General features: G+C 68.6%; 22 protein-coding genes. 14 read left to right on the top strand and 8 right to left on the bottom strand.

All coding sequences use genetic code 11. The features are described from left to right. Nucleotides 1–20 precede the first annotated feature (20 nt). Entirely contained in the window at nt 21–2,210 is a 2,190-nt protein-coding gene (gene malQ, locus AMK58_RS08870) for a 4-alpha-glucanotransferase (RefSeq protein WP_035674240.1), read from the top strand. Nucleotides 2,211–2,333: 123 nt separating this feature from the next. Beyond that, nucleotides 2,334–2,819 carry a bacterioferritin gene (gene bfr, locus AMK58_RS08865; protein ID WP_014240606.1) on the top strand — a complete coding sequence of 162 codons (486 nt, stop codon included), beginning with the start codon at nt 2,334–2,336 and terminating at the stop codon, nt 2,817–2,819. A 22-nt stretch (nt 2,820–2,841) separates the two neighbouring features. On the opposite strand, the gene AMK58_RS08860 is transcribed toward bfr, so the two are convergent. Both AMK58_RS08860 and AMK58_RS08855 read right to left on the bottom strand, forming a co-directional pair. Then, entirely contained in the window at nt 2,842–3,234 is a 393-nt protein-coding gene (locus tag AMK58_RS08860; protein WP_035674246.1) for a hypothetical protein, read from the bottom strand. Nucleotides 3,235–3,447: 213 nt separating this feature from the next. Continuing rightward, on the bottom strand, nt 3,448–3,888 hold the full coding sequence (locus AMK58_RS08855; protein ID WP_236778091.1) for a hypothetical protein: 441 nt from the start codon (nt 3,886–3,888) through the stop codon (nt 3,448–3,450). Between the two features lie 401 nt (nt 3,889–4,289). Between AMK58_RS08855 and AMK58_RS08850 the strand changes: the two genes are divergently transcribed. Both AMK58_RS08850 and AMK58_RS08845 read left to right on the top strand, forming a co-directional pair. Beyond that, nucleotides 4,290–4,973 (top strand): hypothetical protein, encoded by a 684-nt coding sequence (locus tag AMK58_RS08850; protein WP_035674251.1) that lies wholly within the window; start codon nt 4,290–4,292, stop codon nt 4,971–4,973. 98 nt (nt 4,974–5,071) lie between these two features. Next, entirely contained in the window at nt 5,072–6,385 is a 1,314-nt protein-coding gene (locus tag AMK58_RS08845) for a 3'-5' exonuclease (RefSeq protein ID WP_059398807.1), read from the top strand. A 19-nt stretch (nt 6,386–6,404) separates the two neighbouring features. Here the strand turns inward: AMK58_RS08845 and AMK58_RS08840 are convergent, their stop codons facing one another. Further along, a complete protein-coding gene (locus tag AMK58_RS08840) occupies nt 6,405–6,872 on the bottom strand; it encodes a YaiI/YqxD family protein (RefSeq protein WP_035674278.1) in 468 nt (155 codons plus the stop codon). A gap of 123 nt (nt 6,873–6,995) precedes the next feature. On the opposite strand from AMK58_RS08840, the gene ettA reads away from it, so the two are divergent. Further along, complete coding sequence (gene ettA / locus AMK58_RS08835; protein ID WP_038527418.1) at nt 6,996–8,672, top strand: energy-dependent translational throttle protein EttA; 1,677 nt, start codon at nt 6,996–6,998, stop codon at nt 8,670–8,672. A gap of 51 nt (nt 8,673–8,723) precedes the next feature. Here ettA and AMK58_RS08830 read toward each other — a convergent pair whose 3' ends face one another. The 3 genes from AMK58_RS08830 to AMK58_RS08820 all read right to left on the bottom strand — a co-directional run bounded on the left by AMK58_RS08830 (nt 8,724) and on the right by AMK58_RS08820 (nt 11,882). After that, nucleotides 8,724–10,205 (bottom strand): pentapeptide repeat-containing protein, encoded by a 1,482-nt coding sequence (locus tag AMK58_RS08830; protein ID WP_059399047.1) that lies wholly within the window; start codon nt 10,203–10,205, stop codon nt 8,724–8,726. Between the two features lie 189 nt (nt 10,206–10,394). After that, nucleotides 10,395–11,012: an MlaC/ttg2D family ABC transporter substrate-binding protein gene (locus AMK58_RS08825; RefSeq protein ID WP_014240616.1), complete on the bottom strand. Its 618-nt coding sequence runs from the start codon at nt 11,010–11,012 to the stop codon at nt 10,395–10,397. A gap of 93 nt (nt 11,013–11,105) precedes the next feature. Then, the gene (locus AMK58_RS08820) at nt 11,106–11,882 is read right to left on the bottom strand and encodes an MlaA family lipoprotein (RefSeq protein WP_035674289.1); all 777 of its coding nucleotides are present in this window, start codon (nt 11,880–11,882) and stop codon (nt 11,106–11,108) included. 409 nt (nt 11,883–12,291) lie between these two features. Between AMK58_RS08820 and AMK58_RS08815 the strand changes: the two genes are divergently transcribed. From AMK58_RS08815 to AMK58_RS08785, 7 genes are all read left to right on the top strand, one after another. Beyond that, on the top strand, nt 12,292–13,275 hold the full coding sequence (locus AMK58_RS08815) for an ArsR/SmtB family transcription factor (protein ID WP_035674292.1): 984 nt from the start codon (nt 12,292–12,294) through the stop codon (nt 13,273–13,275). Continuing rightward, the gene (metF, locus tag AMK58_RS08810) at nt 13,272–14,153 is read left to right on the top strand and encodes a methylenetetrahydrofolate reductase [NAD(P)H] (RefSeq protein WP_035674295.1); all 882 of its coding nucleotides are present in this window, start codon (nt 13,272–13,274) and stop codon (nt 14,151–14,153) included. Before AMK58_RS08815 ends, metF begins: the two co-directional genes overlap by 4 nt. A 53-nt stretch (nt 14,154–14,206) precedes the next feature. Further along, entirely contained in the window at nt 14,207–14,680 is a 474-nt protein-coding gene (locus AMK58_RS08805; RefSeq protein ID WP_035674297.1) for a DUF29 domain-containing protein, read from the top strand. Between the two features lie 58 nt (nt 14,681–14,738). Beyond that, nucleotides 14,739–18,230 carry a methionine synthase gene (metH, locus tag AMK58_RS08800; RefSeq protein WP_035674300.1) on the top strand — a complete coding sequence of 1,164 codons (3,492 nt, stop codon included), beginning with the start codon at nt 14,739–14,741 and terminating at the stop codon, nt 18,228–18,230. 141 nt (nt 18,231–18,371) lie between these two features. Continuing rightward, nucleotides 18,372–18,866 (top strand): thioesterase family protein, encoded by a 495-nt coding sequence (locus AMK58_RS08795; RefSeq protein ID WP_035674302.1) that lies wholly within the window; start codon nt 18,372–18,374, stop codon nt 18,864–18,866. 80 nt (nt 18,867–18,946) lie between these two features. Then, entirely contained in the window at nt 18,947–19,459 is a 513-nt protein-coding gene (locus AMK58_RS08790; protein WP_051140264.1) for a pentapeptide repeat-containing protein, read from the top strand. 95 nt (nt 19,460–19,554) lie between these two features. After that, nucleotides 19,555–20,616 carry a GGDEF domain-containing protein gene (locus tag AMK58_RS08785; RefSeq protein ID WP_236778090.1) on the top strand — a complete coding sequence of 354 codons (1,062 nt, stop codon included), beginning with the start codon at nt 19,555–19,557 and terminating at the stop codon, nt 20,614–20,616. Between the two features lie 21 nt (nt 20,617–20,637). Here AMK58_RS08785 and AMK58_RS08780 read toward each other — a convergent pair whose 3' ends face one another. Further along, on the bottom strand, nt 20,638–21,732 hold the full coding sequence (locus tag AMK58_RS08780) for an NAD(P)H-dependent flavin oxidoreductase (RefSeq protein ID WP_035674307.1): 1,095 nt from the start codon (nt 21,730–21,732) through the stop codon (nt 20,638–20,640). Between the two features lie 117 nt (nt 21,733–21,849). Further along, a complete protein-coding gene (locus AMK58_RS08775) occupies nt 21,850–23,901 on the bottom strand; it encodes a molybdopterin-containing oxidoreductase family protein (protein WP_059398806.1) in 2,052 nt (683 codons plus the stop codon). A gap of 223 nt (nt 23,902–24,124) precedes the next feature. Here AMK58_RS08775 and AMK58_RS08770 point away from each other — a divergent pair, with 223 nt between their 5' ends. Continuing rightward, nucleotides 24,125–24,880: a type 2 periplasmic-binding domain-containing protein gene (locus AMK58_RS08770; protein ID WP_035674354.1), complete on the top strand. Its 756-nt coding sequence runs from the start codon at nt 24,125–24,127 to the stop codon at nt 24,878–24,880. Between the two features lie 60 nt (nt 24,881–24,940). Beyond that, nucleotides 24,941–26,539 carry a methyl-accepting chemotaxis protein gene (locus tag AMK58_RS32050; protein ID WP_051140268.1) on the top strand — a complete coding sequence of 533 codons (1,599 nt, stop codon included), beginning with the start codon at nt 24,941–24,943 and terminating at the stop codon, nt 26,537–26,539. The last annotated feature ends 48 nt before the right edge of the window (nt 26,540–26,587 follow it).

The following is a 26,587-nucleotide window of genomic DNA, read 5'->3' as shown; positions in this document are numbered from 1 at the left end:
ACAAACGCGGGGACCCCTGAATGAGCGATCTCGACCGGCTTGCCGAACGGCTTGGCATCGAGCCCTTCTACCATGACATCTGGGGCAACCGGCGCGAGACCTCCGACGCGACGAAGCGGGCCTTGTCCGCCGCCATGGGCTATCCCGCCGGTACCGGCGAGGAGTTGGCGGCGAGTCTGCACGCGGTGGAGGACCGGGCGTGGCGGCGCATGCTGCCCCCCGTCCTGGTGATCGACGAAGGCGCGCCGCTCAACCTCGCCCTGGCCGTCCCGGCCGGCCTGGAGGACGCCGAACTGACCTGGACGCTGACCGAGGAGGGCGGGCTCGCCCACCGCGCGTCGCTGCGCGTCGGCAACCTGCCGCTGGCCGAGCAGCGCGTGCTCGACGGCGTGGCCTACGAGCGTCGGACGGTTTCGACCCGCCTGCCGCCGACCCTGCCGCTCGGCTATCACCGGCTATCCGTGGTGATCCGTCCCCAGGGCGTGGGCGGCACGCTGGAGGGTGGCACGGTGCTGATCGTCGCGCCGCAGCGCTGCCTGACGGTGGAGGACGTGGTTCCCGGCGGGCGGACCTGGGGCATCGGCCTCCAGCTCTACGCGCTCAAGAGCGGCGACGACTGGGGCATCGGCGACTTCGACGACCTCGGGCGCTTCGCCGAGACGGCCGCAGGGCTCGGGGCCGGGCTGGTCGGGCTGAACCCGCTGCACGCGCTGTTCCCGGCCGACCCCAACCACATCGGTCCCTATTCGCCGGGCAGCCGGACCTTCCTCAACATCCTCTACATTGATGTGGAGCGGGTGCCGGAACTGGCGGCCACGCCGCAGGCGCAGGCCCTCATCGCGTCGGAGGAGTTCCGGCAGCGGCTGGCTGCCGTGCGGGCGACGGAGCTGGTGGATTATCCCGCCGTCTCCGCCCTGAAGATGCCGGTGCTGGAGGCGCTGCACGCCACCTTCCGCGCGCTCGGCGAGAGCGACGCGCGACGCGAGGCGTTCGAGGCGTTCCGGCGCGAGATGGGCGAGCCGCTGCGCCGCCACGCCGTGTTCGAGGCGCTGCACGAGCATTTCTACCGGCGCGACCCGTCCCAATGGATGTGGCGGACCTGGCCGCCGGCCTACCAGATCCCGGACAGCCCGGAGGTCCAGGCCTTCGCCGCCGAGCAGGCCGAGCGGGTGGCGTTCTTCGAGTATCTGCAATGGGAGGCCGACCGCCAGCTGGGCACGGCGGCGGAGCGCGGGCGCCGGGCCGGGCTGCCCATCGGCTTTTACCGCGACCTCGCCGTGGCGGCGCATCCCGGCGGGGCGGCGGCCTGGGGCGAGTCGGACATCCTGGTGCAGGGCGCCAACGTCGGCGCGCCGCCGGATCAGTTCAACATGAAGGGGCAGAACTGGGGTCTCGCCCCGCTGTCACCGGTTGGCCTGCGCGAATCGGCCTATGGCAGCTTCATCGCCATGCTGCGCGCCAACATGCGCCACGCCGGGGCGTTGCGCATCGACCATGTGATGGCCCTGCAGCACCTGTTCTGGATTCCGGCGGACGGCAGCGACGGCGCCTATGTCGAGTACCCGTTCGAGGATCTGCTGCGGATCATCGCGCTGGAAAGCCGGCGCAACCGCTGCATCGTCATCGGCGAGGATCTCGGCACCGTGCCGGAGGGCTTCCGCCCGGCGCTGGAGCGGGCCGGCATCCTCAGCTACCGCGTGCTCTATTTCGAGCGCAGCGCCGACGGCGGGTTCAAGGCGCCGCATGAGTATCCCGCGGGGGCCATGGTCACGGTGACCACCCACGACCTCGCCACCTTCAAGGGTTTCTGGACCAACCGCGACCTCGACTGGCGGGCCCGGCTGGACCTCTATCCCGACGAGGCGGCGCGGAACAAGGACATCTGGGACCGCGGCGTGGACCGCTGGTGGATGCTGCAAGCGCTGGAGCGGGAAGGGCTTCGCCCGGTCCGCTACCCGAACAACGAGGGCTCGCAGCCCTTCTCGCGCGAGCTGATGGAGGCGGTGCACCGCTATCTGGCCCGCTCGCCGGGCCGCATCGCCATGGTGCAGATCGAGGACGCGCTGGGCGAGGTGGAGCAGCCGAACCTGCCGGGCACTGTGGACCAGCATCCCAACTGGCGCCGCCGCCTGGGCCTGCCGGTGGAGGCGATGGCCGAAGACGAGGGGGTGCGCCGGCTGGCCGAGGCGGTCCGCAGCGAGCGGTCGTGAAGCCAGCCGAACCGGAAGCCGATTGCGATCCTGCGCTATTGGCTTACACTTGGCGCCAGTCGTCGGGCAAAAGAACAGCGCGCCGCGCGCCACGCCGTGCGGCCAATCAAGACGGAGGGGTAGATGAAAGGTGATCCGAAGGTTATCCGGCACCTCAACACGATTCTGACGAACGAGCTGACCGCCATCAACCAGTATTTCCTGCACGCCCGTATGTTGAAGAACTGGGGCTTGCATCGGCTGGCGGGCAAGGTCTACGAGGAATCCATCGGCGAGATGAAGCACGCCGACAAGCTGATCGAGCGCATCCTGTTCCTGGAAGGGCTTCCCAACCTCCAGGACCTGCACAAGCTGAAGATCGGCGAGGATCTGCCGGAGATGTTCACCGCCGATCTGGGCATCGAGAGCCACAACCGCGGCAACCTGCTGGAAGCCATCGCCGACTGCGACGCGGTGCGCGACTATCAGAGCCGTGAAATCTTCCGGGAGATCCTGGAGGATACCGAGGAGCACATCGACTGGCTGGAGACCCAGCTCGACCTGATCCAGCGCGTGGGCCTGACCGCCTACCAGCAGGAGCAGATTTACGGCGAGGATTCCTCGTCCTAAGCGATGGGGAACGGTCCGCCGCTTAGACGGACATCCCAGCCGACGCACCGGCCGCATAGGCCGCGGCGTCGGCCTTGCGGTAGGCGGTGATGGCGGCGGACCAGGGCTCGATGTGCAGGCCGCTGCCCATCGCATCCTGGTGGATGCTCTGCGCGATGAAGCTGGCGTTTGGCGTGGCGCTGAGACGCGGCGACGCGCCGGTTACCGGACCCTTGTCGGCTTCCGCATCGTCCAGCGCGAATTTCGAAGATGAGCCGGCACGGCCGGTGCGGTTGCCTTCCGTTCCGCCCAGCTCCGTCCGCTGTCCGCTTTTCAGCGCATCGTCGGCCGCCGAGACATCGTCGGACCGCCGGCGTTCCGGCTCCCCCGGCACACGCCGGATGGGCTGCACCGCGATGGCTTCGCTGGCCAGCATCTGCCGAAGCCGACCCATCCCGGTCAGGGAGTGCGTGTTCGACGGCGATGATAGGGACGGAATGCTGGACACGGGAGCGCGGCGGGTTGTGGGTAAGCCTAGTCCCGCATGGTATCAGCGCAAAGCTTCCCGATGCCTTAAAAAATTCGGGCGGGGGCGCGGCGCCGTGGTGGCTGTCCATCCGACGGCGCCGAAGGTTGCGGTTCGAAGGGTTTAAGCCCCCTTGCGGCCACGAACATTGCGGCGGACGACCGACTGCGCCTCCACGACCAGATCGCTGCCGCCGAGGACGCGGGTGAACAGAGCCTTAACCGTCGCCTGTCCATGCACCGTCAGCACGCCGCTGCGCGTGTCGTCCTCGATCTTCAGCACCGCGGCGTGGGCACCCAGGAAGCTTTTGGTGAAGGCGTTGTCGAAGAAGCTGCGGATGTGGCCGTCCCGCTGGTCGTCGAACATCACCCGGCCACCGGCCAGCGCTGCGGCGTCCACCGCCTGCGCCAAGCGGGCCTGCACCGCGTAACCGCGCACCGTCTCCAGAGTGTAGCCGGCGCCCGCTGCCAGGGGGAAGCCGAGTGCGACGATCAAGGCCAGCGCAAGCCGGCGCCCGGAGCGCCGTTCCTGCCGATGCTGGAGCGCGTAAGGGTGGTAGACCATCACCATCGCCGAACCCAAAAAATGTGAAGGAGAACGCAAGATCAAATCTGCCAAAACTGCCTTAATGAGCGATTAACAGCGGTCAAATAAGTCTTTGAATGTTTAAAGTTTCGATAACGACAGCGTGTGTTTGTTCGCGATTTCTCTCATTATTATTTTGAGTTGCGTAAACCTTTTCATCGTTATGGGGATAAAGTGGTTCGAAATTCGTACTAAATTCTGTGCGCGAGCCAGCATGAGGCCGTCAGGGACGATAGGGATTTCGCGCTGCGCCGGAAGGGCAAAAAAGAAGGATCGGCCATGCGGCTGGATGATGCGCCGAAAGGATGCGGGAATAAAGCCGTCCGTTCCGGCGTCCACGGTCCACCATCGTCTGAACAACAAGGCAGGGGAGGGCATCCATGGTCCGCACCATCTTTGGGGCTGGCATCGGCGCTGCGATTTCGGCGGCTGTTCTGCTGACGGCGGCACCGGCGCCGGCGCAGACGTCCGGGGGCTCCACCGGCATGAGCTTTTTCGTCACCAGTGTCGGATTGGGGAAAGGTGCCGACCTCGGTGGACTGGAGGGCGCGGACCGCCATTGCCGGCAGTTGGCGCAGGCCGTCGGGGCGGGGAACCGCGATTGGAAGGCCTATTTGTCCATCCAAGCGGCGGACGGTCGGCCCGCGGTGAACGCCCGCGACCGCATCGGCGCCGGCCCCTGGCAGAACACCAAGGGGCAGGTGATCGCCCGCAACGTGGAGGATCTGCACGCCACCAACGGCCTGACCAAGGAGACCGGGCTGACCGAAACCGGCGAGATGGTCAAGGGCCGCGGCGACACCCCAAACACCCACGACATCCTGACCGGCAGCCAGCCGGACGGAACTGCCTTCGGCGGCGCTGAGGACCGGACCTGCGGCAACTGGACCCGCAGCGGGACGGAGGGCGCCGCCATGGTCGGCCATCACGACCGCATCGGGCTCGGCGACGACCCGCCGGCCAAATCCTGGAACAGCTCCCACCTGACGCGGGGCGGTTGCAGCCAGGACGCCTTGAAGAGCACGGGTGGTGCGGGGCTGCTCTACTGCTTCGCTGCGGATTAGCGGGGCAGGAGCGGGAGGGCTGACCCGCCCGCTCCCTTTCCGCGGGCATCCGGGAGCGCTACAGTCGCGCCATTCGTACGGTGTGTGGAGGCGGCCCGATGCGGGGCGGGGCGTGGCGTTCGGCGGTGCTGGGCTTTGCGGTGGCGGGCATGGCGCTCGCTTTCCTGGGGGTGGAGATCGGGCGGCTGGCCGTCGCCGACCCCGAGCGTTCCTTGCTGGACATGGGGGCGGTCGGGCTCGGCGTGCTGGCGCTGTGGATGGCCTTTGCCCGGCTGAACCGACATTTCCGCGATCTGGGCCGGCTGCGCGAGACCCTGTCGGCGTGGCGCGGGCGCGGCGCCGCGTCCCTCGCCGCCGATGCGAAGGAGGATGAGGCCGGCGACCTCGCGCGGGCGGCGGCGGAGGCGCTCCGCCATGGCCGCCACGGCGAGCACCGTCCAGGCGAGCGGCTGGCCGGCGTGATCGCGGCGCTGGAGGAGCCGGTGGTGGTGCTCGACGATTTCGGGCGGATCGACACGCTGAACCCCGCGGCCGCTGCCCATCTCGGGCTGGCGGCGGGCGCCGACATCTACGACCACCTGTCGCGCCCCGAGCTGTTCCGCGCCATCGAGCGGGCGCGTGAGGACGGCCAGATGGTCTCCGCCCTGCTGCGCCGCGCCCAGGGAGGCGAGGTGCCGGTCCGCGTCAAGGATCTGGGGCTCCAGTCGGGGATCGCACTGGTCTTCCCGGCGAAGGCGGGGGAGGCGCAGCCGCTGCTGTCCGGCGAGCGGCGGCTCCTGCGCCCCAACGCCCGTCCCGTCCATCTCGGCGACGAGGATCCGCTGCTGGCCCTGCCGATGGTCAGCCTGTGGGTGGCCACCGCCACCGGGCGGGCGGAGGAGGGGCCGGTCGTCGCGGTTGGAACGGTACGGATGGTCGGGCCGCGCGTCTTCCGCAGCCTGTCGCTGGAGCTGTTCGTCGATCCCGGCGCACCGATCCCGGCGGAGGGCACCGCGATCCACGGCGTGACCGCAGCGATGGTGGAAGGCGCACGCCCCTTCGCCGCGGCCTGGCCGGTGATCGCCGATGCCCTGCGCGGTTGCGCGGTGGTCGGCTGGGGTGTGGATACGGCGCTCGGCACGCTGGCCCGCGCCTGCCGCGACGCCGGCCTGCCGGAGCCGGAGGCGCCGCCGACGCTCGACCTCGCCCGGCTCGCCGCGGTGCTCGATCCGGCGCTGGAGGGGGCCTCACTGGAGCAGCTGGCCGCCGCCTTCGGCATCGCCACCGACCGCCGTATGGGTCCCTTTGCCCCCGCCCTGGTCGAGGCGGAACTGGCCGCGGGTTTGCTGACGCGGCTGGACCAGCGGGGTATCGCCACGCACGGGCAGGCGCGGGCCTTCGCCGCCGGTCAGGCCGGCGCGCTGCCGGAGTGAACGCGGCTCAAACGAAGGCTCAGCGCCATTTCGGCCGCCGCCCGGCCTTCAGCGCCTGCACCGCCTGATCGAGTGTTTGCAGGAACTTCGATTTGTCCTGCTGGCTCATCGGTTTGTTGCCGCCGCTGACCACGCCCATGTCGCGCAGATCCTGCATCAGCGCGCGGGTGGCGATGGCCGAGCCGATGCTGTCGTCGGTGAAGGGGCGGCCGGTCGGGCCGATCACCACGGCGCGCTTCTTGACACAGCGGTCGGCGAGCTGGATGTCGGCGGTGACCACGATGTCGGCCTCGGTCGCGTGCTCGGCGATCCAGTTGTCGGCGGCGTCGAACTCCGATCCGACGACGACCAGCTCCGACAGGCACTCGTTGGGCAGGCGGAGCGGGCCGTTGCTGACGATCCACACCTTGATTCCGTTGCGCCCGGCCACCCGGTAAATTTCCGACTTTACCGGGCAGGCATCGGCATCCACATAAATCTCGACCACCCGGCTTCCCTCCTTCGCCGTTTCATGCCGCGTCCTTATGCGCTAAAACCCTGAACGAGCGAAGTGGCGCCGCGGGTGGCGTCCTGGATTTTTCCTTTTTGTGCAGAAGGGTCGGAGCGGCGCATGGCGTCCTATCAATATGTCTATGTGATGAAGGGCCTGTCCAAGGTCTACCCCGGCGGCAAGAAGGTTCTGGACAACATCTGGCTGTCCTTCCTGCCCGGCGTGAAGATCGGCGTCCTCGGCGTCAACGGCGCCGGTAAGTCGACCCTGATGAAGATCATGGCCGGCCTGGACAAGGATTACTCGGGCGAGGCCTGGGCCGCGCAGGGCGCCAAGGTCGGCTACCTGTCGCAGGAGCCGCAGCTCGACCCGACGAAGACGGTGCAGGAGAACGTCCTGGAGGCCCTGGCCGAGACCAAGGGCCTGCTGGACCGCTTCAACGCCGTGTCGGAGGCGATGGGCGACCCGGACGCCGACTTCGATGCGCTGATGGCCGAGCAGGCCGAGCTTCAGGAGAAGATCGACGCCGCCGACGCCTGGGACATCGACCGCACGGTCGAGATCGCCATGGACGCGCTGCGCTGCCCGCCGGGCGATTCCGACGTGACCAAGCTGTCCGGCGGTGAGCGCCGCCGCGTCGCGCTGTGCAAGCTGCTCCTGGAGAAGCCCGACCTGCTGCTGCTCGACGAGCCGACCAACCATCTGGACGCCGAGTCCGTGGCGTGGCTGCAGAAGCACCTTGAGGATTACAAGGGCACCGTCGTCCTGGTCACCCACGACCGCTACTTCCTCGACAACGTGACCGGCTGGATCCTCGAACTCGACCGTGGGTCGGGGATTCCGTGGGAAGGCAACTACTCCTCCTGGCTGGAGCAGAAGCAGAAGCGCCTGGAGCAGGAAGGCCGCGCCGAGGAGGCCCGCCAGAAGCAGCTCGCCACCGAGCTGGAATGGATCCGGCAGTCCCCGCGCGCCCGTCAGGCAAAGAGCAAGGCCCGCATCTCCGCCTACGAGACCTTGCTGGCCGAGAGCGGCAAGGAAGCGACAGGCGAGGCCCGCATCGTCATCCCGACGCCGCCGCGCCTGGGCAACGTCGTCATCGAGGCCGAGAGCATCAACAAGGGCTTCGGCGACCGCCTCCTGATCGACGGCCTGTCCTTCCGCCTGCCGCCGGGCGGCATCGTCGGCGTGATCGGCCCGAACGGCGCCGGCAAGACCACGCTGTTCCGCATGATCACCGAGCAGGACGGGCCGGACGCCGGCACCTTCCGCGTCGGCGAGACGGTGAAGCTGGGCTATGTCGACCAGAGCCGTGATTCGCTGAACCCGAACAAGACCGTGTGGGAGGAGATCTCCGACGGGCTGGACATCATCGACCTCGGCAAGAAGTCGATGCCGAGCCGTGCCTACGTCTCGTCCTTCAACTTCCGCGGTCCGGACCAGCAGAAGAAGGTCGGCCAGCTCTCCGGCGGTGAGCGCAACCGCGTCCATCTCGCCAAGATGCTGAAGTCCGGCGCCAACGTGCTGCTGCTCGACGAACCGACCAACGATCTGGACGTCGACACGCTGCGCGCCCTGGAAGAGGCGTTGGAGAGCTTTGCCGGCTGCGCCGTGGTCATCAGCCACGACCGCTGGTTCCTCGACCGCCTCGCCACCCACATCCTGGCCTTCGAGGGCGACAGCCACGTGGAGTGGTTCGAGGGCAACTTCGAAGCCTACGAGGCCGACAAGAAGCGCCGCCTGGGCGAGGATGCGGTGAACCCGCACCGCATCAAGTACAAGCCGCTGGTCCGTTCCTAAGCGGCCCCGGCGAACCCCCTCTTCCACCTCGGAGGAGGGGGCGTCCTCCGGTCACCCTTCCAGCTTCTGATGCTCCAGGAAGGCGGTCTTCAAGAGCTGCTTGAGATCGTCGCCATACTGGTGGAAGCGCACGGACACCTGGCCCTTCCCCATGCCCTTGTGCACCACGACCATCCGCGCGGTGGCCGTGAGGTCGTCCCGCCCGGTGATGGACAGGCGACCCTCGATCGTCTCGCCCTCCTCGAACAGATTGTCCGGCGCGTAGAAGCTGACGCCGCCGATCGACCAGTTGCGGGACGAGTGGGCGCCGCGGTCCGTCTGGATGACCAGACAGGGCTGGGCGTAATGCTTCTGCGCCCGCCGCTCCATCGGCGCCGGTTGCGGCGGCGGCGCGGTGTCCACCGTCACCGTGATTCCCGTGCCGTCGAGCTTCGCCCCGCCCAGCTTGGCGGAGCGCAGCACCGCGTCCTCCATCCGTGCATCGCGCAGATCGGCGCCGGTCAGATTGGCGCCGTCGAAGTTGGCCGGCCAGGGGCGGTCGCCGGACAGGCGGGCCGGCCGGGCGTCGGCGCGCGCCAGGACGGCGCGGGACAGCCCGGCGCGGCGCAGGTTGGTGCCGTTCAGGCAGGCCTCCGTCAGGTCCGCCCCGATCATCTCGGTGTAGGAAAGGTCGGCCATCTCCAGGCTGGCCTTGCGCAGCCGCACGCCCATCAGGCGGCAGCGGCGCAGCCGGGCGGCGGCGAGCACGCGTCCAGTCAGGTCGGCCCCGATCACCGACACGAGGTCGAGGTCGAGATGGCGGCCCTCCGCCCCATGGCTGTTCACCCACCGCTCATGCTCGGCGACGGCCTCCAGGAAGGCGCCCGAGGGCATCGGCTTGTAGACCGGCTTGACGATGGCGTTCTCGGGAAGGGAGGCGGGCAGGTAGTTGCGGTCGAGCGTCGCCTCGTCGATCGTCGTGCCGTCGAAGGTCACGCCGTCCAGGGTGGCGCCCCAGAAATCGGCGCCGACCAGGACGGCCGCGGTCATGTCGGCGCCCGTCAGATCGGCGTCGTTCAGGTCGGCACCGCTGAGGTCGCACCCCGTGAAGTTCGCTCCGGCCAGGATGGAGCGCTCCATCTTCGCCTCGGTCAGGCGGGTGACGCCGTCGCTGCGCGGCTTGTCGCCCGTTCCGTTCATCAGCGACCCGGCGCGGAAGTCGGCGCCGCGCAGGTTGGCGTCGGTCAGGATGGCCCGGTGCAGGTTGGCGCCGCGGATATCCGCCCCGATTAGCGTGGAGGCGGTCAGGTTTGCCCCCTCCATGTCGGCGCCGAACAGGTCGGCCTGCGACAGGTCGGCCCTGACGAGGCGGGCGCCGACCAGATTGGCCCCGGCCAGCTTCGCCCCGTTCAGGTTCACCCGGTCGAGGTTGAGATTCGAGAGGTCGCGGAAGCTGAGGTCGGCCCGCCGCCCGCCGCGGCGCGTCAGCCACGTTTGGTGGGCGAGGATGATCGCCTTGATCTCGTCGATCTCGTTCGGAGTCCGGTCGGCCATCGGATGGGGCGCCCGCTGCTGCAACACACAAGAGAGGCTTCGGGCGCGACCATACCCCTTCCGGCGGTGTTCGTCACGAAATCGCCGTTTGGACCATCATGAAAAAAGGCCATGAAAAAAGGCCATGAAAAAGGGCCGCGCGAAGGCGGCCCGTAAGATGGTCCGGCGTCAAACGCGCGGAGCGATCGATCAGCCGGCGCTGCCGACCTTCTGGCGCAACGCCTGGAGCAGCCCTTCGACCCGTCCGCCGTTCTGGCCGATGACCGAGGCGAACTCTTGCCGCTGGGTTACGCCCATGCTGACGCCCTCGACCACCACGTCGATGATCTTGTAGGCGGTGTCGCGCTTGCGCACGCGCCAGTCCACATTCACCGGCGGGCCGTTGGGACGGACGATCTGGGTGGTGACCATGGTGTCCGCCTCGCCCTCGACGCGCGACCCGGTGATGCGGAAAGTTTCGCCCGAATACTCGACGAAGCGGTCGGCGTAGGTGTTGACGATCAGCCGTTCGAACAGCTTCTGGTATTCGTCGTGCTGCTGCGGCGTGGCGGAATTCCAATAGCGGCCCAGGACCCAGCGCCCGATGTAGGCCACGTCGAAGCCCTGGTAGAGCAGGCCGCGGAAGCGCTGGACCGCCTGCTCGCGCGACAGGCTCTTGTTCGAGAAGGTGGCGACGGCCTCGTTCCCCAGCGATTGGATGAACGCGGTCGCGCCCGGATCAGCCGATTGAGCGGCGGCGGGACGGGCGGCCCAGCTGCTCACCGCGAGCAGGGCCGCGCACACGAGAAACAGGCGACGTGTCAGCATGGCAAGGCAAAAGTGGCTGCCGCGGGGGCTTTGTCAACACTCAATCGGCGAAAGGATCGAGCGCGGACGGTCGCACCGCGGCAGGCCCCCTCCTTATTTCTTGGCGGGTTCGTCGAAATCGGGGAAGTCCGGCGTCGCCGGCGCGATGTCGTTGGCGATCGCGGCGCGGCGCTGCTGCGCGTAGAGGCTGCGGGCCGTCGCGTAGAAGTCCAGCGAGTTCTTGCGCAGGTCGTCGATCTCGCGCAGGAGCTGCGAGCGGCGGTCGAGACCCGCGGCGGCGGTCCGCCCGTACATCGCGTTGTCCGCCCCGGCGGCGTTGGTGCCGATGCGGAACGGGTCGGCCAGCGTGTCGACGCCGTAGCCCAGCGTGTCGCGGACGTTCGACGGGCCGAGGAACGGCAACACCACGTAGGGCCCCGGTCCGACGCCCCAGACCCCGAGCGTCTGGCCGAAATCCTCCGGACGGTCGCCGATGCCGGCTTCGGTCGCCACGTCGGCGAGGCCGCCGATGCCGAGGATGGTGTTGGTCATGAACCGCCCGGTGGCAACCTGCGCGCCATCGAAATCGCCCTGCAGCAGGTTGTTGGCGATGTAGAGCGGGCCCAGCAGGTTCTGGATGAAGTTGTGAACCGCCTGGCGCAGCGGGTCGGGGACGACTCCCACATAGACTTCCGTCGCCGGACGGATCAGCAGGATGTCCGCGGTCTCGTTGACGGCGAAGACGAAACGGTTGGGAATCTCCAGCGGATCGCTCACCGTGACGTCGGCTTCGCTGCTGCCGGGCGTGGTTGCGCAGCCCGCCATGCCGAGGGCGACGACGGCCACGGCGGCCGAGCGAAGAAGGGAGCGGGAGAGGTTGGCCAGCTTCATCGGCGACGGCTCTTTCTGGGGACACGACTTTGGGCGGGGCATCCGATTCCGCGGCCCCGTCGCGCCACGTCCGAAGGGTTCGACCCCTCGCCGAGCGGCAACGGACGCTGCCGGACAGGACATCGCCCGGAAAATCCGTGCGATCCCTTTGTTCCGTGCCTAACACAGGCGCCGCCTTTTGACCAGCGTGCCACGCGAGGTCACCATACGGATACCGCCCCATGTGGTAGGATTGCCGCGCCCTTCGCGTCCCGTCCGGGCTTCCCGTCGGCCGGAACCGCCCGATAGAAAGCGGGATCGGTGAAAACGTGTTTACGCTGCATAAAGATATCTTTATATCTGTATCCCGCATGGCGGGCCGTGGTGGCCCGCTGGTCCTTCGGGGCGTTTCGGGACGGTGTCGGCGGTCATGGACGAACTGCTTGCGACATTGAAGGCGGCGGCGGAGACCACGCGGCTTCGGCTGCTGGCGCTGTGCGCGCATGGCGAGCTGACGGTGACGGAACTGACCCAGATCCTGGGCCAGAGCCAGCCACGGGTATCCCGCCATCTGAAGCTCCTCTGCGACGCCGGACTGCTCGACCGCTTCCGGGAGGGCACCTTCGCCTTTTACCGGCTGACGGAACGCGGCGCCTCGGGCGAACTGGCGCGGGTGCTGGTGGATGCGATCCCGTCCGACGACCCGACGCTGACGCTGGATCTGGAGCGGCTGGAGGCCATCAAGCGCAGCCGTTCCGAGGCGGCGGCCAGCTACTTCCGGGAGAACGCCGCCCGCTGGCACGAAATCCGCTCCCTTCACGTCCCGGAGCGCGAGGTGGAGGAGGCGTTGCTGCGCCTGATCCCCGGCGACGGGATCGGCGATCTTCTGGACATCGGCACCGGCACCGGCCGCATGCTCGAGGTGCTGGGGCCGCGTGCCCGTCGCGCCGTGGGCGTCGACCAGTCGCGCGAGATGCTGTCCATCGCCCGCACCAAGCTGGAGGATACGGCGCTCCGCCATTGCCACGTGCGGCAGGCGGACATGTACCAGCTTCCCTTTCCGTCCGGCTCCTTCGATGCGGCGGTCGTCCATCAGGTGCTGCACTTCGCGGAGGCGCCGGCCGACCTGCTGGCCGAGGCGGCGCGGGTGCTGCGGCCCGGCGGCCTGCTGCTGGTGGTTGATTTCGCTCCCCACGCCCTGGAATCCCTGCGGGCGGAGCACGCGCACCGCCGGCTGGGCTTCTCCGACGCCGAGGTCGCCGCCTGGTGCCGCCAATCCGGCCTGGAGTGTGGCGCGGTGGTGCATCTGCCGGGCGAACCGCTTACCGTATCCATCTGGCCGGCGGTGCGCGCCGCGAAGGGCGCATCCCCGGCCGACCCCTCCATCCTCTCCATCAGCGGAGCCCAGTCATGACGTCCGGCATCCCGTCGGTCAGCTTCGAATTCTTCCCGCCCAAGACGGAGAAGATGGAACAGAGCCTGTGGCAGGCGATTCAGCGCCTGGCCCCGCTCGGCCCGTCCTTCGTCTCGGTGACCTACGGGGCCGGCGGCTCGACGCGCGAGCGCACGCACAACACGGTGACGCGCATCCAGAAGGAGACGGGCATCCCGGCCGCCGCCCACTTCACCTGCGTGGGCGCGACACGCGAGGAGATCGACGCCATCGCCCGCACCTATTGGGACGCCGGCATCCGCCATCTCGTGGCCCTGCGCGGCGATCCGCCGGAGACCGAGGGCGGGGTGGGTGGGCGCTACGTCCCGCATCCCGGCGGCTACGCCTACGCCGCCGATCTGGTGGCGGGGATGAAGAAGGTCGCCGATTTCGAGATTTCCGTCGCCGCCTATCCGGAGGCCCATCCGGAGGCTCCGAGCGCGCAGTTCGACCTGGACAACCTGAAGCGCAAGGTGGACGCCGGGGCGACGCGGGCGATCACCCAGTTCTTCTTCGACAACGACGCCTATTTCCGCTTCCTCGACCGCTGCGCCGCCGCCGGCATCACCGTGCCGATCGTGCCCGGCATCCTGCCGATCACGAACTTCGCCCGCGCGGTTGAGTTCGCCGGCAAGTGCGGGGCGGCGATGCCCCAGCGCTTCGCCGAGACCTTCGAGGGGCTGGATTCCGATCCGGAGACCCGGCAGCTCGTCGCCGCGACCATGGCGGCGGAGCAGTGCCAGGCGCTCCAGGCCCAGGGCATCAAGGAGTTCCACTTCTACACACTGAACCGCTCCGACCTGACGATGGCCATCTGCCGGATGCTGGGCGTGAAGGCGAGGCAGCCGGCGGTGTCCTGACCGCCCCCCTGTGCTAGGGTGTTGCGGATGATCGCGGTCGCGGAGGAAGGGCCATGGACAGCCGGATCGGCTACGACGACGACTTCTACGCCTGGACCCAGGAACAGGCCCGCCTTCTCCGCGAAGCCGCCCGCGAACGCCTCAACACGCCCATCGACTGGGAGCATGTGGCGGAGGAGATCGAGGACATGGGGCGTTCGGATGCCAAGGCGCTTGGCAGCGCACTGAAGCGGGTGATCGAGCATCTTCTGAAGCTCGAGCATTCGCCGGCCTCCGGCCCCCGGCTGGGGTGGCGGGAATCGGTGGTCAATCACCGCATCGCCGCCTGGGACGAGATCGACGCCAGCCCCAGCCTGCGCCGGAAAATCGACCTTGCACGTGCTCACCGGGACGCCCGCCGTCTGGCCGTCCTTGGTCTCGCCCAGGATGGAATGTTCGAAGACGCCGTCCCACAGGATTGCCCCTACACGCTGGAGCAGGTGCTCGATCACGACTGGTGGCCGACGAACCGCCACGGCCTTGAATAATCGCTGACCTCTGACCCTTTCCGCCCGACCTTCTTTCCGAAACGGACCCGATCTTCCCATGCCGCACATTCTCGACACTCTCCGCGACCGCGTCCTGCTCTGCGACGGCGGGTTCGGCAGCCGCATCCAGGCGCTCGACCTCGATGTGGAGAAGGACTACTGGGGGCACGAGAACTGCACCGACATCCTGCCGCTCTCGCGTCCGGACATCGTGCGGGAGATCCACCGCGGCTATTTCGAGGCCGGCGCGGACATGGTGGAGACGGACACCTTCGGCGCCTCCCCGGTGACGCTGGGCGAGTTCGGCATCTCCGAGAAGGCGTTCGAGATCAACCAGCGCGCGGTCGAGCTGGCGCGCGAGGCGGCGGAGACCTTCACGGACGGGCAGCCGCGCTTCGTCATCGGCTCGGTCGGGCCGGGCACCAAGCTGCCCAGCCTGGGGCACATCCCCTATCAGGACCTTGAGGACAGCTTCTTTGTCCAGGCGGCCGGCCTGATCGCCGGCGGCGCCGACGCCATCCTGGTCGAGACCTGCCAGGACCCGCTGCAGATCAAGGCCGCCGTCAACGGCATCAAGCGCGCCCGCGCCGAGGCGGGAAGCGACACGCCGGTCTTCGTCCAGGTGACGGTTGAGACCACGGGCACGCTGCTGGTCGGCACCGACATCGCGGCGGCGGCCACGGTGATCCAGGCGCTGGACGTGCCGCTGATGGGGCTGAACTGCGCCACCGGCCCGCTGGAGATGAGCGAGCATGTGAAGTGGCTGACCGAGAACTGGCCGGGCCTCGTCTCCGTGCAGCCGAACGCCGGCCTGCCGGAGCTGGTCGACGGCAAGACGCACTACCCGCTGCGCGCCGACGACTTCGCCCACTGGCTGGAGCGCTTTGTGACCGAGGACGGGGTGAATCTCGTCGGCGGCTGCTGCGGCACCAACGTCCCGCACATCGCCGCGGCGAACCAGATGCTGCGCAAGCTGGCCCCGGCCGGGTCGCACCGCCCGAATCCCAAGGGCCGCACGGTCCATTGGGTGCCCGCGGTCGCCTCGCTCTATTCCCAGGTCACGCTGCGCCAGGAGAACGCCTTCTTCGCCATCGGCGAGCGCTGCAACGCCAACGGCTCCAAGAAATGGCGCGAGCTTCAGGAGAAGAACGACTGGGACGGCTGCGTCGAGATGGCCCGCGAGCAGGTGAAGGAAGGCTCGCACACGCTGGACGTCTGCACCGCCTTCGTCGGCCGCGACGAGGTGGCGGAGATGCAGGCCGTCGTGCAGCGCTTCGCCGGCTCGGTCACCGCCCCGCTGGTCATCGACTCCACCGAATACATCGTGCTGGAGAAGGCGCTGGCGCTCTACGGCGGCAAGGCGATCCTCAACTCCATCAACTTCGAGGACGGCGAGGAGCCGGCCCGCAAGCGCCTCGCGCTCGCCAAGAAGTTCGGCGCGGCGGTGATCGCGCTGACCATCGACGAGGAGGGCATGGCGAAGACGCCGGAGCGCAAGCTCGCCATCGCCAAGCGCCTCTATGATCTGGCGGTCAACGAGTTCGGCCTGCCGGCCCACGACCTGCTGTTCGACCCGCTGACCTTCACCATCGCCACCGGCAACGAGGACGACCGCAAGCTGGCCATCTGGACGCTGGAGGGCATCGAGACGATCAGCCGCGAGATGCCCGGTTGCCAGATCATCCTGGGCCTGTCCAACGTCTCCTTCGGCCTGAACGCCGCGGCCCGCCACGTCCTGAACTCGGTCTTCCTCGACCACGCGGTGAAGCGCGGCATGACCGGCGCCATCGTGCATGTGTCGAAGATCATGCCGCTGCACCTGATCCCCGAAAAGGAGGTCAAGACCGCCGAGGACCTGATCTTCGACCGCCGTGCGGAAGGGTATGACCCGCTGCAGGCCTTCATCGCCCTGTTCGAGGGCCGCAAGGCCGCGGACGCCAAGAAGAAGGCCCGCGCCGAGACGGTCGAGGAGCGGCTGAAGGAGCGCGTCGTCGATGGCGACCGCACCGGTCTGGAGGACGATCTCGCCGAAGCGATGAAGACGCATTCGCCGCTGGAGATCATCAACACCTATCTGCTGGACGGCATGAAGGTGGTGGGCGAGCTGTTCGGCGCCGGGAAGATGCAGCTTCCGTTCGTGCTCCAGTCGGCGGAAACCATGAAGGCTTCCGTCGCTTGGCTGGAGCCGCACATGGAAAAGGCGGACGGCCAGCAGAAGGGCACCATGGTGTTGGCCACCGTGAAGGGCGACGTCCACGACATCGGCAAGAATCTCGTGGACATCATCCTGACCAACAACGGCTACAAGGTCGTCAATCTGGGCATCAAGCAGCCGATCGGCGCGATCATCCAGGCGGCGAAGGAGCACAAGGCCGACGCCGTCGGCATGTCCGGCCTGCTGGTCAAGTCCACCGTCGTCATGCGCGAGAACCTGGAGGAGATGACCCGCGAGGGGCTGGAGGTTCCGGTCCTGCTCGGCGGTGCCGCGCTGACCCGCGCCTATGTGGAGACGGATTGCGTGGCCTCCTACGGCTCGGGCCGCGTGGCCTATGCCGGCGACGCCTTCGACGGGTTGACCCTGATGGATCAGGTGGTGGGCGGCAGCTTCGACCAGCAGCTCGCCATTCAGCAGGCCAAGCGGGCGGGGCGGGCGGTCAACCGCCGCCGCGTGCTCGGTCAGGCGACGAGCGCCACGGTCGGTCCGGTGGACAAGGATGCCGCCCGCGCCCGCCGCGCCCGTCTGGCCGAAGGCGTGCCGGTGCCGACGCCACCCTTCTGGGGGCCGAAGGTCATCGAGCATGTGCCGCTGAAGACGCTGGTGACCTACCTGAACGAGCGCATGCTCTACCAGCTCCAGTGGGGCTATCGGAAGGACGGCAAGTCCTTCGAGGAGTTCAAGGAATGGGCGAAGAAGGAGCTTCGCCCGGTGCTCGACCGCATCCTCCAGATCGCTGCGAAGGAGGAAATCCTGCGGCCCCAGGCGGTCTACGGCTACTGGAAGGCGGCGGCCGACGGCGACGACGTCATCCTGTTCGCCGAAGACGGAACCAGCGAGGTCGCGCGCTTCACCCTGCCGCGTCAGGCCAAGGAGGACGGCGAGTGCATCGCCGACTTCCTGCGCGACGTGAACGACGGCGAGCGCGACGTGCTGGGCCTGCAGATCGTCACCATGGGCCAGCACTGCGCCGAGGTGGCACGGGAGTGGTTCGCCGAGAACCGCTATCAGGACTATCTCTACCTGCACGGCCTGTCGGTGGAGATGACCGAGGCGATGGCGGAATATGTCCACGCCCGCATCCGCGCCGAGCTGGGCTACGGCGCCGAGGACAGCCGCGACAAGGAGAAGCTGCTGCAGCAGGCCTACCGCGGCAGCCGCTACAGCTTCGGCTACCCGGCCTGCCCGAACCTCGCCGATCAGGAGCAGCTTCTGACGCTCCTCGACGCCGGGCGGATCGGCGTGGAGATGTCCGACGAGCACCAGCTCCACCCGGAGCAGAGCACGTCGGCCATCGTCCTGCACCACCCGCGGGCGAAGTACTTCAGCGTGTGACGCGGAGCGCCTGAACCGGGGCATCGCCTCCTTTACCGTGTCGCAATGGGGAAGGAGGCGTCTTCAGGATGGTCGGAACCGGCTTGGCGGGCCATCCAAGCCGGTTCCCAAACCGCAGCGGCATCGCTTATCCTTGAGGGCATGAACCATTCGCCCACCCCGCTTCGCCTGCACCGGGAAACCGTCCGCCCGGAGTGGATCGACTACAACGGCCACATGAACGTGGCCTATTACCTGCTCGCCTTCGACCATGCGACCGACGCCGTACTCGACCATTTCGAGATCGGCAAGGCATACGCGGAGGGCGAGGGGCGGTCGATGTTCGCGGTGGAGGCGCACCTGACCTATGCCCGCGAGGTCACGGAGGGTGACGGGCTGACTTTCACCTCTCTGGTCCTCGGTGCGGACGCCAAGCGGCTGCATCTGTTCCACGAGATGCGCCATGAGGAGGACGGATTCCTCGCCGCTACGGCGGAATTCGTTCTGCTCCATGTCGATCTGGCGGAGCGCCGTTCGGTGCCGCTGGCTCCGGAAACCGCGGAGCGGCTGACGCGCACCGTGGCGGAGCACGCCACTCTGCCCGTGCCGCCGCAGGCCGGTCGTTCGGTCGGGTTGCGGACTCCGAAGGGGGCGTGACGGTTAGTCGCTGCCCACCGCGGCCTTTTGTTGCGCCAGACCCTCTGTTATTCGGCCTGCGCGACACTATCTGTTTGCGCATGAAGACGACAATTTTCGCCGCCTTCGCGGTACTTGCCACCTTCCTGGGCACAGCCCTGGTCCCCTCCATCGCTCTGGCCGAATGCACCGACCCGGCGCAGCCGAAGGTGAACTGGCGCCGCTGCTACTTCGACGGGCGCGATCTGTCGTCGGCGAAGCTGTCCGGGGCGATGCTGCGCGACGCCACCTTCCAGCGGTCCACCCTGAAGGACGCCGACCTGTCGGAGACCGACAGCTATCGCGCGAAATTCTTCAGCGCCACCATGCCGGGTGTGAAGCTGGACGGTGCCCGTCTGATCGAGGCCGACTTCACCCGCGCCGACCTGACTGGGGCGTCACTGAAGGAAGCGGACCTGCGCAACGCAAAGCTGGTGAACGCGATCCTGCAAAAGGCCGACTTCACCGGGGCGCGGCTGGGCGGTGCGGACCTGCGGCACGCCGATCTGTCCGGGGCGATCTGGATCGACGGCACGACGGTCTGCGCCGAGAAATCGCTGGGCCAGTGCAACTGATCCGCGGGGAAGTATATTTCCGATCACCTGTAATATAATGACCTTACTCCAAAGTTGCTTGCCCGCCTCTTTCCCGCTGCGGTAGCTTTTTTCCAATGAGCGATGGAAAGGCGGCGGAAATGGCGGGCGAAGAGGATTTCGAGACGGCGCGGATCCTCGCTGTTCGTGCCATGGATCGGATTGACGCCAATGGATTGTTGCCGAATCCGGAGAATTTCACCCTCTGGTACGCCTATTTCGGCGGTCAGAATCCGGACCTGACGCGCGCCATCGAACTGGCCCAGCGCGACGGTGCCACGTTGTCGCAAAGCCATTGCGACGAGCTGTACAAACGCTTCTTCACGCTGGACGCCGAAGCCCAGGCCATCCGCGAAACGTCGGAACGGGCGCGAGTCGCCTTGGGACGCATCCTCGATCAGCTGGGCAGCGTCGGATCGGAAACCGATCGCTACGGGCAGGCGCTGGCCGGCTTCCGGGGGGAGCTGGACCAGCCGATGAGCCTGGCCGAGCTGCGCGCCATGGTGGCGGCCATCGCGGCGGAGACGACCGCCATCGTGGACCGCCAGACCCGTCTGCAAAGCCAGCTCCTCGAATCCAGCCAGCAATTGGCCGAGCTGCGCGTGGTTCTGGATTCGGCGCGGCGGGAGGCGATGACCGACGGGCTGACCGGCATCGCCAACCGGCGCGGATTCGATCTGGCGCTGGCCTCCGCCGCGGAGGACGCGGCGCAGACTGGAATGCCGATGACCCTGCTGATGGTGGACATCGATCATTTCAAGCGCTTCAACGACACCCACGGCCATCTCGTCGGCGACCATGTGCTGAAACTGGTCGCCAAGGTTTTGACCGAAGGGGTGAAGGGGCGCGACACCGTCGCCCGCTACGGCGGTGAGGAGTTCAGCGTCATCCTGCCCCACACCGCCCTTGCCAACGCGCTGAAGGTGGCCGAGCAGCTTCGCGCCTCCGTGGGGTCGCGGCAGATCATCAACCGGACGCGCAACGCCAATTACGGTTCGGTCACCCTGTCGGTCGGGGCGGCCGAATACCGTCCCGGTGAGGATCTGCTGGCCCTGATGCGCCGCGCCGACGATGCGCTCTACACAGCCAAGCGCGGCGGGCGCAACCGCGTCTGCGCGGAGGGGACGGTGGCGGGCTGAGCGCCGCCCATCAGGTAATCATCAGGTGATCCCCGTCAGGCGCCGGACCGCGGCGTCGGTTTCGTCGACAAGCCGCGTCATCAATTCCGCCGCCGTCTGCCGCCGCGCGAGGCGGACGCCCTGTCCGGCCCACAGCGACAGGAACTCCGCCCGGCCCTGCTGCGCGGCGGCGGTGCGCATCGGGCGGGTCAGGACGTTCTGAAGGGGGAAGGGCAGGGCGGCGCCGTCCGCAATGTCCTCCATGACCCGGTTGACGATCCCGCGCGCCGGGCGGCCCGAAAAGGCGCGGGTCACGCGCGTCTGCGTCTCGCGGGCGTCGAGGATCGCCTGCTTGTGCGCCTCGGGGATGCCGGCCTCCGCGCAGGTCAGGAAGGCGGTGCCCATCTGCACGCCGGCGGCCCCCAGAGCCAGGGCCGCCGCGATGCCGCGCCCGTCCATGATGCCGCCAGAGGCCAGCACCGGCAGCTCCACCGCGTCCGCCACCTGCGGAACCAGCGCCATGGTGCCGACCAGTCCGGCGGCGAAATCCACCTCTCCAGGACCGGTGGCGAAGCTGCCGCGGTGCCCGCCGGCCTCGGCTCCTTGGGCGATCACGGCATCCATGCCGGCCCGTTCCAGCGCAACGGCCTCCTCGACGCCGGTCGCCGTGCCGATCAGGAGCATGCCCCGCGCCTTGATGGCGGCCAGCGCGTCGGCGGGTGGGATGCCGAAGGTGAAGCTGAAGGCCGACGCCCCGCAGTCCAGCGCCGCGGCCAGTTGGGCGGCGAAGCCGTCGGCGCCCAAGGCCGGCGTGCCGGGGGCGGGCAGGCCGAGATCGACGTGGTGGCGCGCGATGGCAGCGACCGCCGCGTCCATCCTTCCGGCGTCCGGGGCTTCGGGCGCGGGCAGGGGGGCGAACAGGTTGATCCCGAAGGGGCGGGAGGTCCGGGCACGGATCGCCCGCGCACGCTCGGCGATCTGCTCCGGGGACAGATAGGCCGCCCCGACGAAGCCGATGCCGCCGGCTTCGCCCACCGCGGCGACGAGGTCCGCCGTGTCGGCGCCCCCGGCCATCGGGGCCTGGACGATGGGGTTGGACAGGCCCAGGCGCTGGGTCAGAGTGGTGTGAACCGGCATCGCGCCGCCCTCCGCATTCGGTGATCCGCGGAGGGAGGCTAGGACAGTCCGGCCATCGTGAAAAATGATTTGTTCAGATGGGACGGATCACGTCCGGTGATGGATAAAGGAGCGGGCTCAGGCGGCGCGCAGCCACACCGCCGTGTCGTGGAAAGCCGCACCGCCTGCCGGCGGGATCGGCTCGGGCGAGGTCAGGGTGTTGATCCCGATCCCCTCCAGGAAGGCGCTGTTCGGCCAGATGCCCTCCACGATCACCACGCCGCGCGGCACCCCGGCGAAGGGCTTGGCATGGACGACGCTGCTGCCCAACCCGTTGCCGAGGCGCACGGCGTCACCGTCGGCCAGGGCGAGCTCCGCCGCGTCCTCCGGATGGATCAGGACGGTGGGACGGCCTTCGCGGCGCTGGGCGGTCACCGTCTCGGTGAAGCTGGAATTGAGGAACTGCCGCGCCGGGGCGGTGACGAGACGGAAGGGATGCTCGGCGTCGGCCGGACGGCCCGGCGCCATGTGGTCCGGCAGGTCCGGCAACTGGCCAGCACCGTAGGGGCCGAGCGCCGCCCAGTCGGGCGCGAAGCGGAAGCGCCCGTCCGGGAAGGCGAAGCCGTTCAGGAAATGCGAGGTCTCGAAATCCGGCTGGGCGTCGATCCAGCGCTGCCCGGTCAGGGTGGCGGCGTCGGTCAGGCCGGAGGTCTTCAGCATGGAGTCGATGATCTCCAGCGCGCTCATGCCGAAGCCGGGATGCTCGGCGCCGACGCGGCGCGCCAGCTCGGAAATCACCCAGTGGTTCTCGCGCGATTCGAACTGCGGCTCGATCACCTTGCGGCCGATCAGGATGTGCATCTGCCCGCCGCCGCGGTAGAGGTCGTCGTGCTCCAGGAAGGTGGTGGCGGGGATGACGATGTCGGCCAGCTGCGCCGTGTCGGTCATGAACTGCTCGTGCACCGCCACGAACAGGTCGTCGCGCAGGAAGCCGCGGCGCACGCGGGCGCTGTCCGGACAGATCGCCGCCGGGTTGGTGTTCTGGATCAGCATGGCGGTGACCGGGGGACCGCTGGCGATGTCCTCCCCGGTCAGCACCGCGCCGATGCGCGGATGGTCGAAGCCGCGCACCGACGTGTCCAGCCGGTCCAGCCCTTCCGACAGGGTGCGGTCGATGTGATAGATGTCGAAGGAGCAGTAGAGCGCCCCGCCGCCCTTGTGCGCCCATGCCCCGGTGACCACCGGCAGGCAGGACACCGTGTGCATCTGCGCCGCCCCGTTGCGGCCGCGCGTCAGCCCGTAGCCGAGCCGCAGGTAGCTGCGCTTGGTGGTTCCGTAGAGGCGGGCGAAGGCGACGATCTCCTCCACCGTCAGGCCGGTGATCGCCGCCGCCCATTCCGGCGTGCGGGTGGCGAGATGCTCCTCCAGCCGCTCCGCACCGGCGGCGTAGCGGTCGAGATAGGCGCGGTCGGCCAGCCCTTCGCGGAAGAGGACGTGCATCACCGCGCAGGCCAGCGCGCCGTCGGTGCCCGGGCGCAGCATCAGGTGCAGGTCCGACACCTCGGCCGTGCCGGTGCGGTAGGGGTCGATGGTGACCAGTTTCGCCCCGCGGCCCTTTCGGGCGCGGCTGACGTGGGTCATCACGTTCACCTGGGTCGCCACCGGGTTGCCGCCCCAGTTCACGATCAGGTCGCTATCCGCCATCTCGCGCGGGTCGGCGCCGCGGATGTCGCCGTGGCCGGCCAGCCAGCCCATGTTGGCCGGCATGTCGCACACCGTGCTGACCTGCCGCGAATAGCCTTTGGCATGGCGCAGCCGCTGGATGGCGCCGCGCTGCACCAGCCCCATGGTGCCGGATGAGAAGTAGGGCCAGACCGCTTCCGGGCCGTGGCGGCGCTCCGCATCGAGGAAGGCGTCGGCGATACGGTCCAGCGCCTCGTCCCAGCCGATCTCCGCCCACTGGCCGGACCCCTTGGGGCCGGTGCGCCGCAAGGGCGTCCTCAACCGGTCGGGGGAATGGACGCGCTCCGCGTAGCGGCTGACCTTCGCGCAGATGACGCCCGCCGTGTAGCTGTTGGCGGCGGCCCCGCGGACCTTGCCGATGCGGTCCGGCGCGACCTGTTCCACTTCGAGGGCGCAGGTGCTCGGGCAATCGTGCGGGCAGGCGGTCGGCAGGAAGACGGAGTTCACGGAAGGGCGCCTCTGCGGGAGGGAAACGGTGATCAGCTTATGTCCGGCGTCCGGCTTTCCGCAACCGGTCAGGATTGTTTAAGGACTGCCATCAGATTTCAATATTGCAGCCCTATCCTTGTGGAGGCGCGTCGCGGAAAGATGTATGTTTTCCGAAAAATACTCGCATGAGGCGGTGTATGCGCCGACGCGAGCGCGGAACGACACAGCAAGGGGAAGCCGTATGATCGCGAATGTTGCCGGAGGCGCCCGGCGGACGCTGCGGGCCGGGGTGTTCGCCAGCCTGTTCGGTGCCATGGTCGGAGCCGTTGCCGGCATGGTCGCTCCGGGGATCGCCACGGCGCGGGCGGACGGGGTCAAGCTCGGCTATGTGGAGTTCCCTCCCTACACCCAGACCGACGGCGGTGCCGCGAAGGGCAGCCTGATCGAGGCGTTCGACAAGGCCGCCAAGGCCGCTGGGATCGCCTACACCGCCGAATCGGCCCCGGCCCGCCGCCTCTTCTCCGGCATCGCGGACGGCGAGTTCAACATCTTCCTGGGCATCCGCACGGTCAAGGAATTCGACGGTTCCACGCTGATCAGCACCGCCCCCATCGCCCGGATCGAGCTGAACGCCTACGGCATCGGCGAAGCCCCGGTGGTGAAGGCGAAGGAGGATCTGTCGGGCAAGGCGGTCATCGCGCTGAACGGCTATTCCTACGGCGGCTGGCGCGCCTGGATGGAGGACCCGGCCAACAAGGTGCAGATGGTTGACGCGCGCACCGCCGATCAGGCGCTTCAACTGCTCCAGGCCGGGCGGGCGCCGACGTTGCTGCAATACTCGCTGCCCATGCAGCAGGCGCTGGGCGGGAAGACGCTCGCCGACCTGAAGGCGACACCGGTCCAGAGCCTGGATGTCTACATAGTCGTGTCGAAGAAGACCCCGGACGCCGCGGCGGTTCTGGCGAAGCTCGAAGCCGGGTTCAAGGCGACCCAATAGCGCCGGGGCGGGCGCCGACCGATCGGCAACCGATTGTTCAGCAAGAGAAAAGGGCGGATCATGACGGTCAGCGGCGCGGCAGACGGGATGCAGGACAGCGGGAATCAAGGTGGTGGTCTGGGGCTGCGCCTGCGGGCGTTGCTGCTGATCGGCGGCGTGCTGCTGGTCTATCAGGTGCTGGCCATCGCCTGGGGCGTGCACAGCTCGGCCAATCAGGCCAAGGAGACGCTGGCGGCGCGCGCCGACATGGTGGCCTCGCTTCAGGCCCGCGCGGCGGCGATCCCGCTTTTCGACTTCGACACCGAGCAGGTGCGCGAGGTTGCCAAGGCGCCGTCCTCCGACCCCGACTTCCTGGGTGCCCAGGTGCGCGACGACAAGGCCAAGGTGGTCGCCGAGGTCGGTGACACCAAGGCCGCGAAGGGCTTCATCGAGGTGGTGAAACCCATCGTCGGCGGGCAGGCCGGGCAGCGCAAGACCATTGGCGAGTTCGTCCTGCGCCTGCGGACCGACCGGGTGGAGGCGCGGGTGACCGCCGACGCGGTGACCCAGATCGCCGTCGGGGCGGTCGCCTTCCTCGCCATCATGGCGGCGCTCTACCTCGTCGTCTCGGCCATCACGCGCCCGCTGATGCAGATCACCGCGATGGTCGGGCGGCTGGCCCAGGGCGACTACGCGGTCGCCGTGCCGGCCCTGGACCGCCGCGACGAGATGGGGGCGATGGCCCGCACCATCGACATGCTCCGCCAGAACGCCCAGCACCGCCAGCAGCTCGAAGCCGAGAAGCTGGCCCGGCAGGCCGAGGAGGCGCAGCGGGGCGAGCGTCTGACCCGCCTCGCCGCCGCCTTCGACCGCTCGGTCCAGGCGACGGTCGGCGAGGCCTCCACCGCCGCCTCGCAGATGAAGGGCAGCGCCGGCAGCATGCTGGACAGCGCGCTGCGCGCCGACCAGTGCAACGCCTCGGTGGCCGGGGCCGCCGACGAGACCAGCCGCACCGTCCAGACCGCCAGCGCGGCGGCGGAGCAGCTCACCCAGTCGATCCGCAGCATCGCCGAAAGCGTGAAGCAGTCGGTCGCCATGTCCGCCCAGGCCATCGACCGCGCCGACGCCAGCCGCAAGACGGTGGAGGCGCTGGCCGCCGGCGCCGCCAAGATCGGCGAGATCACCAGCCTCATCACCTCCATCGCCGGCCAGACCAACCTGCTGGCCTTGAACGCGACCATCGAGGCGGCGCGGGCCGGGGAGGCCGGCAAGGGCTTCGCTGTGGTGGCGAGCGAGGTGAAGAATCTGGCCAGCCAGACGGCCAAGGCGACAGAGGAGATCGCCACCCAGATCGGCGCCATCCAGTCGGTCACCCAGGAGACCGTTTCGGCCATCGGCGCCATCACCGAAACCATCGGCCAGCTCAGCCAGCGCTCGGCGGAGATCGCCGCCTCGGTCCAGCAGCAATTGGCCGCGACCGGCGAGATCGCCGACAAGGTCCGCACCGTGGCCGGCGAGGCCGACACCGTGACCCGCAGCATCGCGGTCGCCTCCGGCGCCTCGTCGGAGGTGGCGACGGCGGCCCGTGAGTCGGTGGAGGTCGCCCAGACCCTCCAGGCGCGCTTCGTCGACCTGCGCGACGAGGTGCAGAGGTTCCTGGCCTCGATCAAGGCGGCGTAGACGGCCTTGGGATGACGCGCAACCGGCCTGTGGTAGGAGGAAATGCCC

Source organism: Azospirillum brasilense, assembly GCF_001315015.1.
Classification (GTDB): domain Bacteria; phylum Pseudomonadota; class Alphaproteobacteria; order Azospirillales; family Azospirillaceae; genus Azospirillum; species Azospirillum brasilense.
Note: the sequence above shows the minus strand (reverse complement) of the source record. Positions and strands in the feature narration are given on the sequence as shown.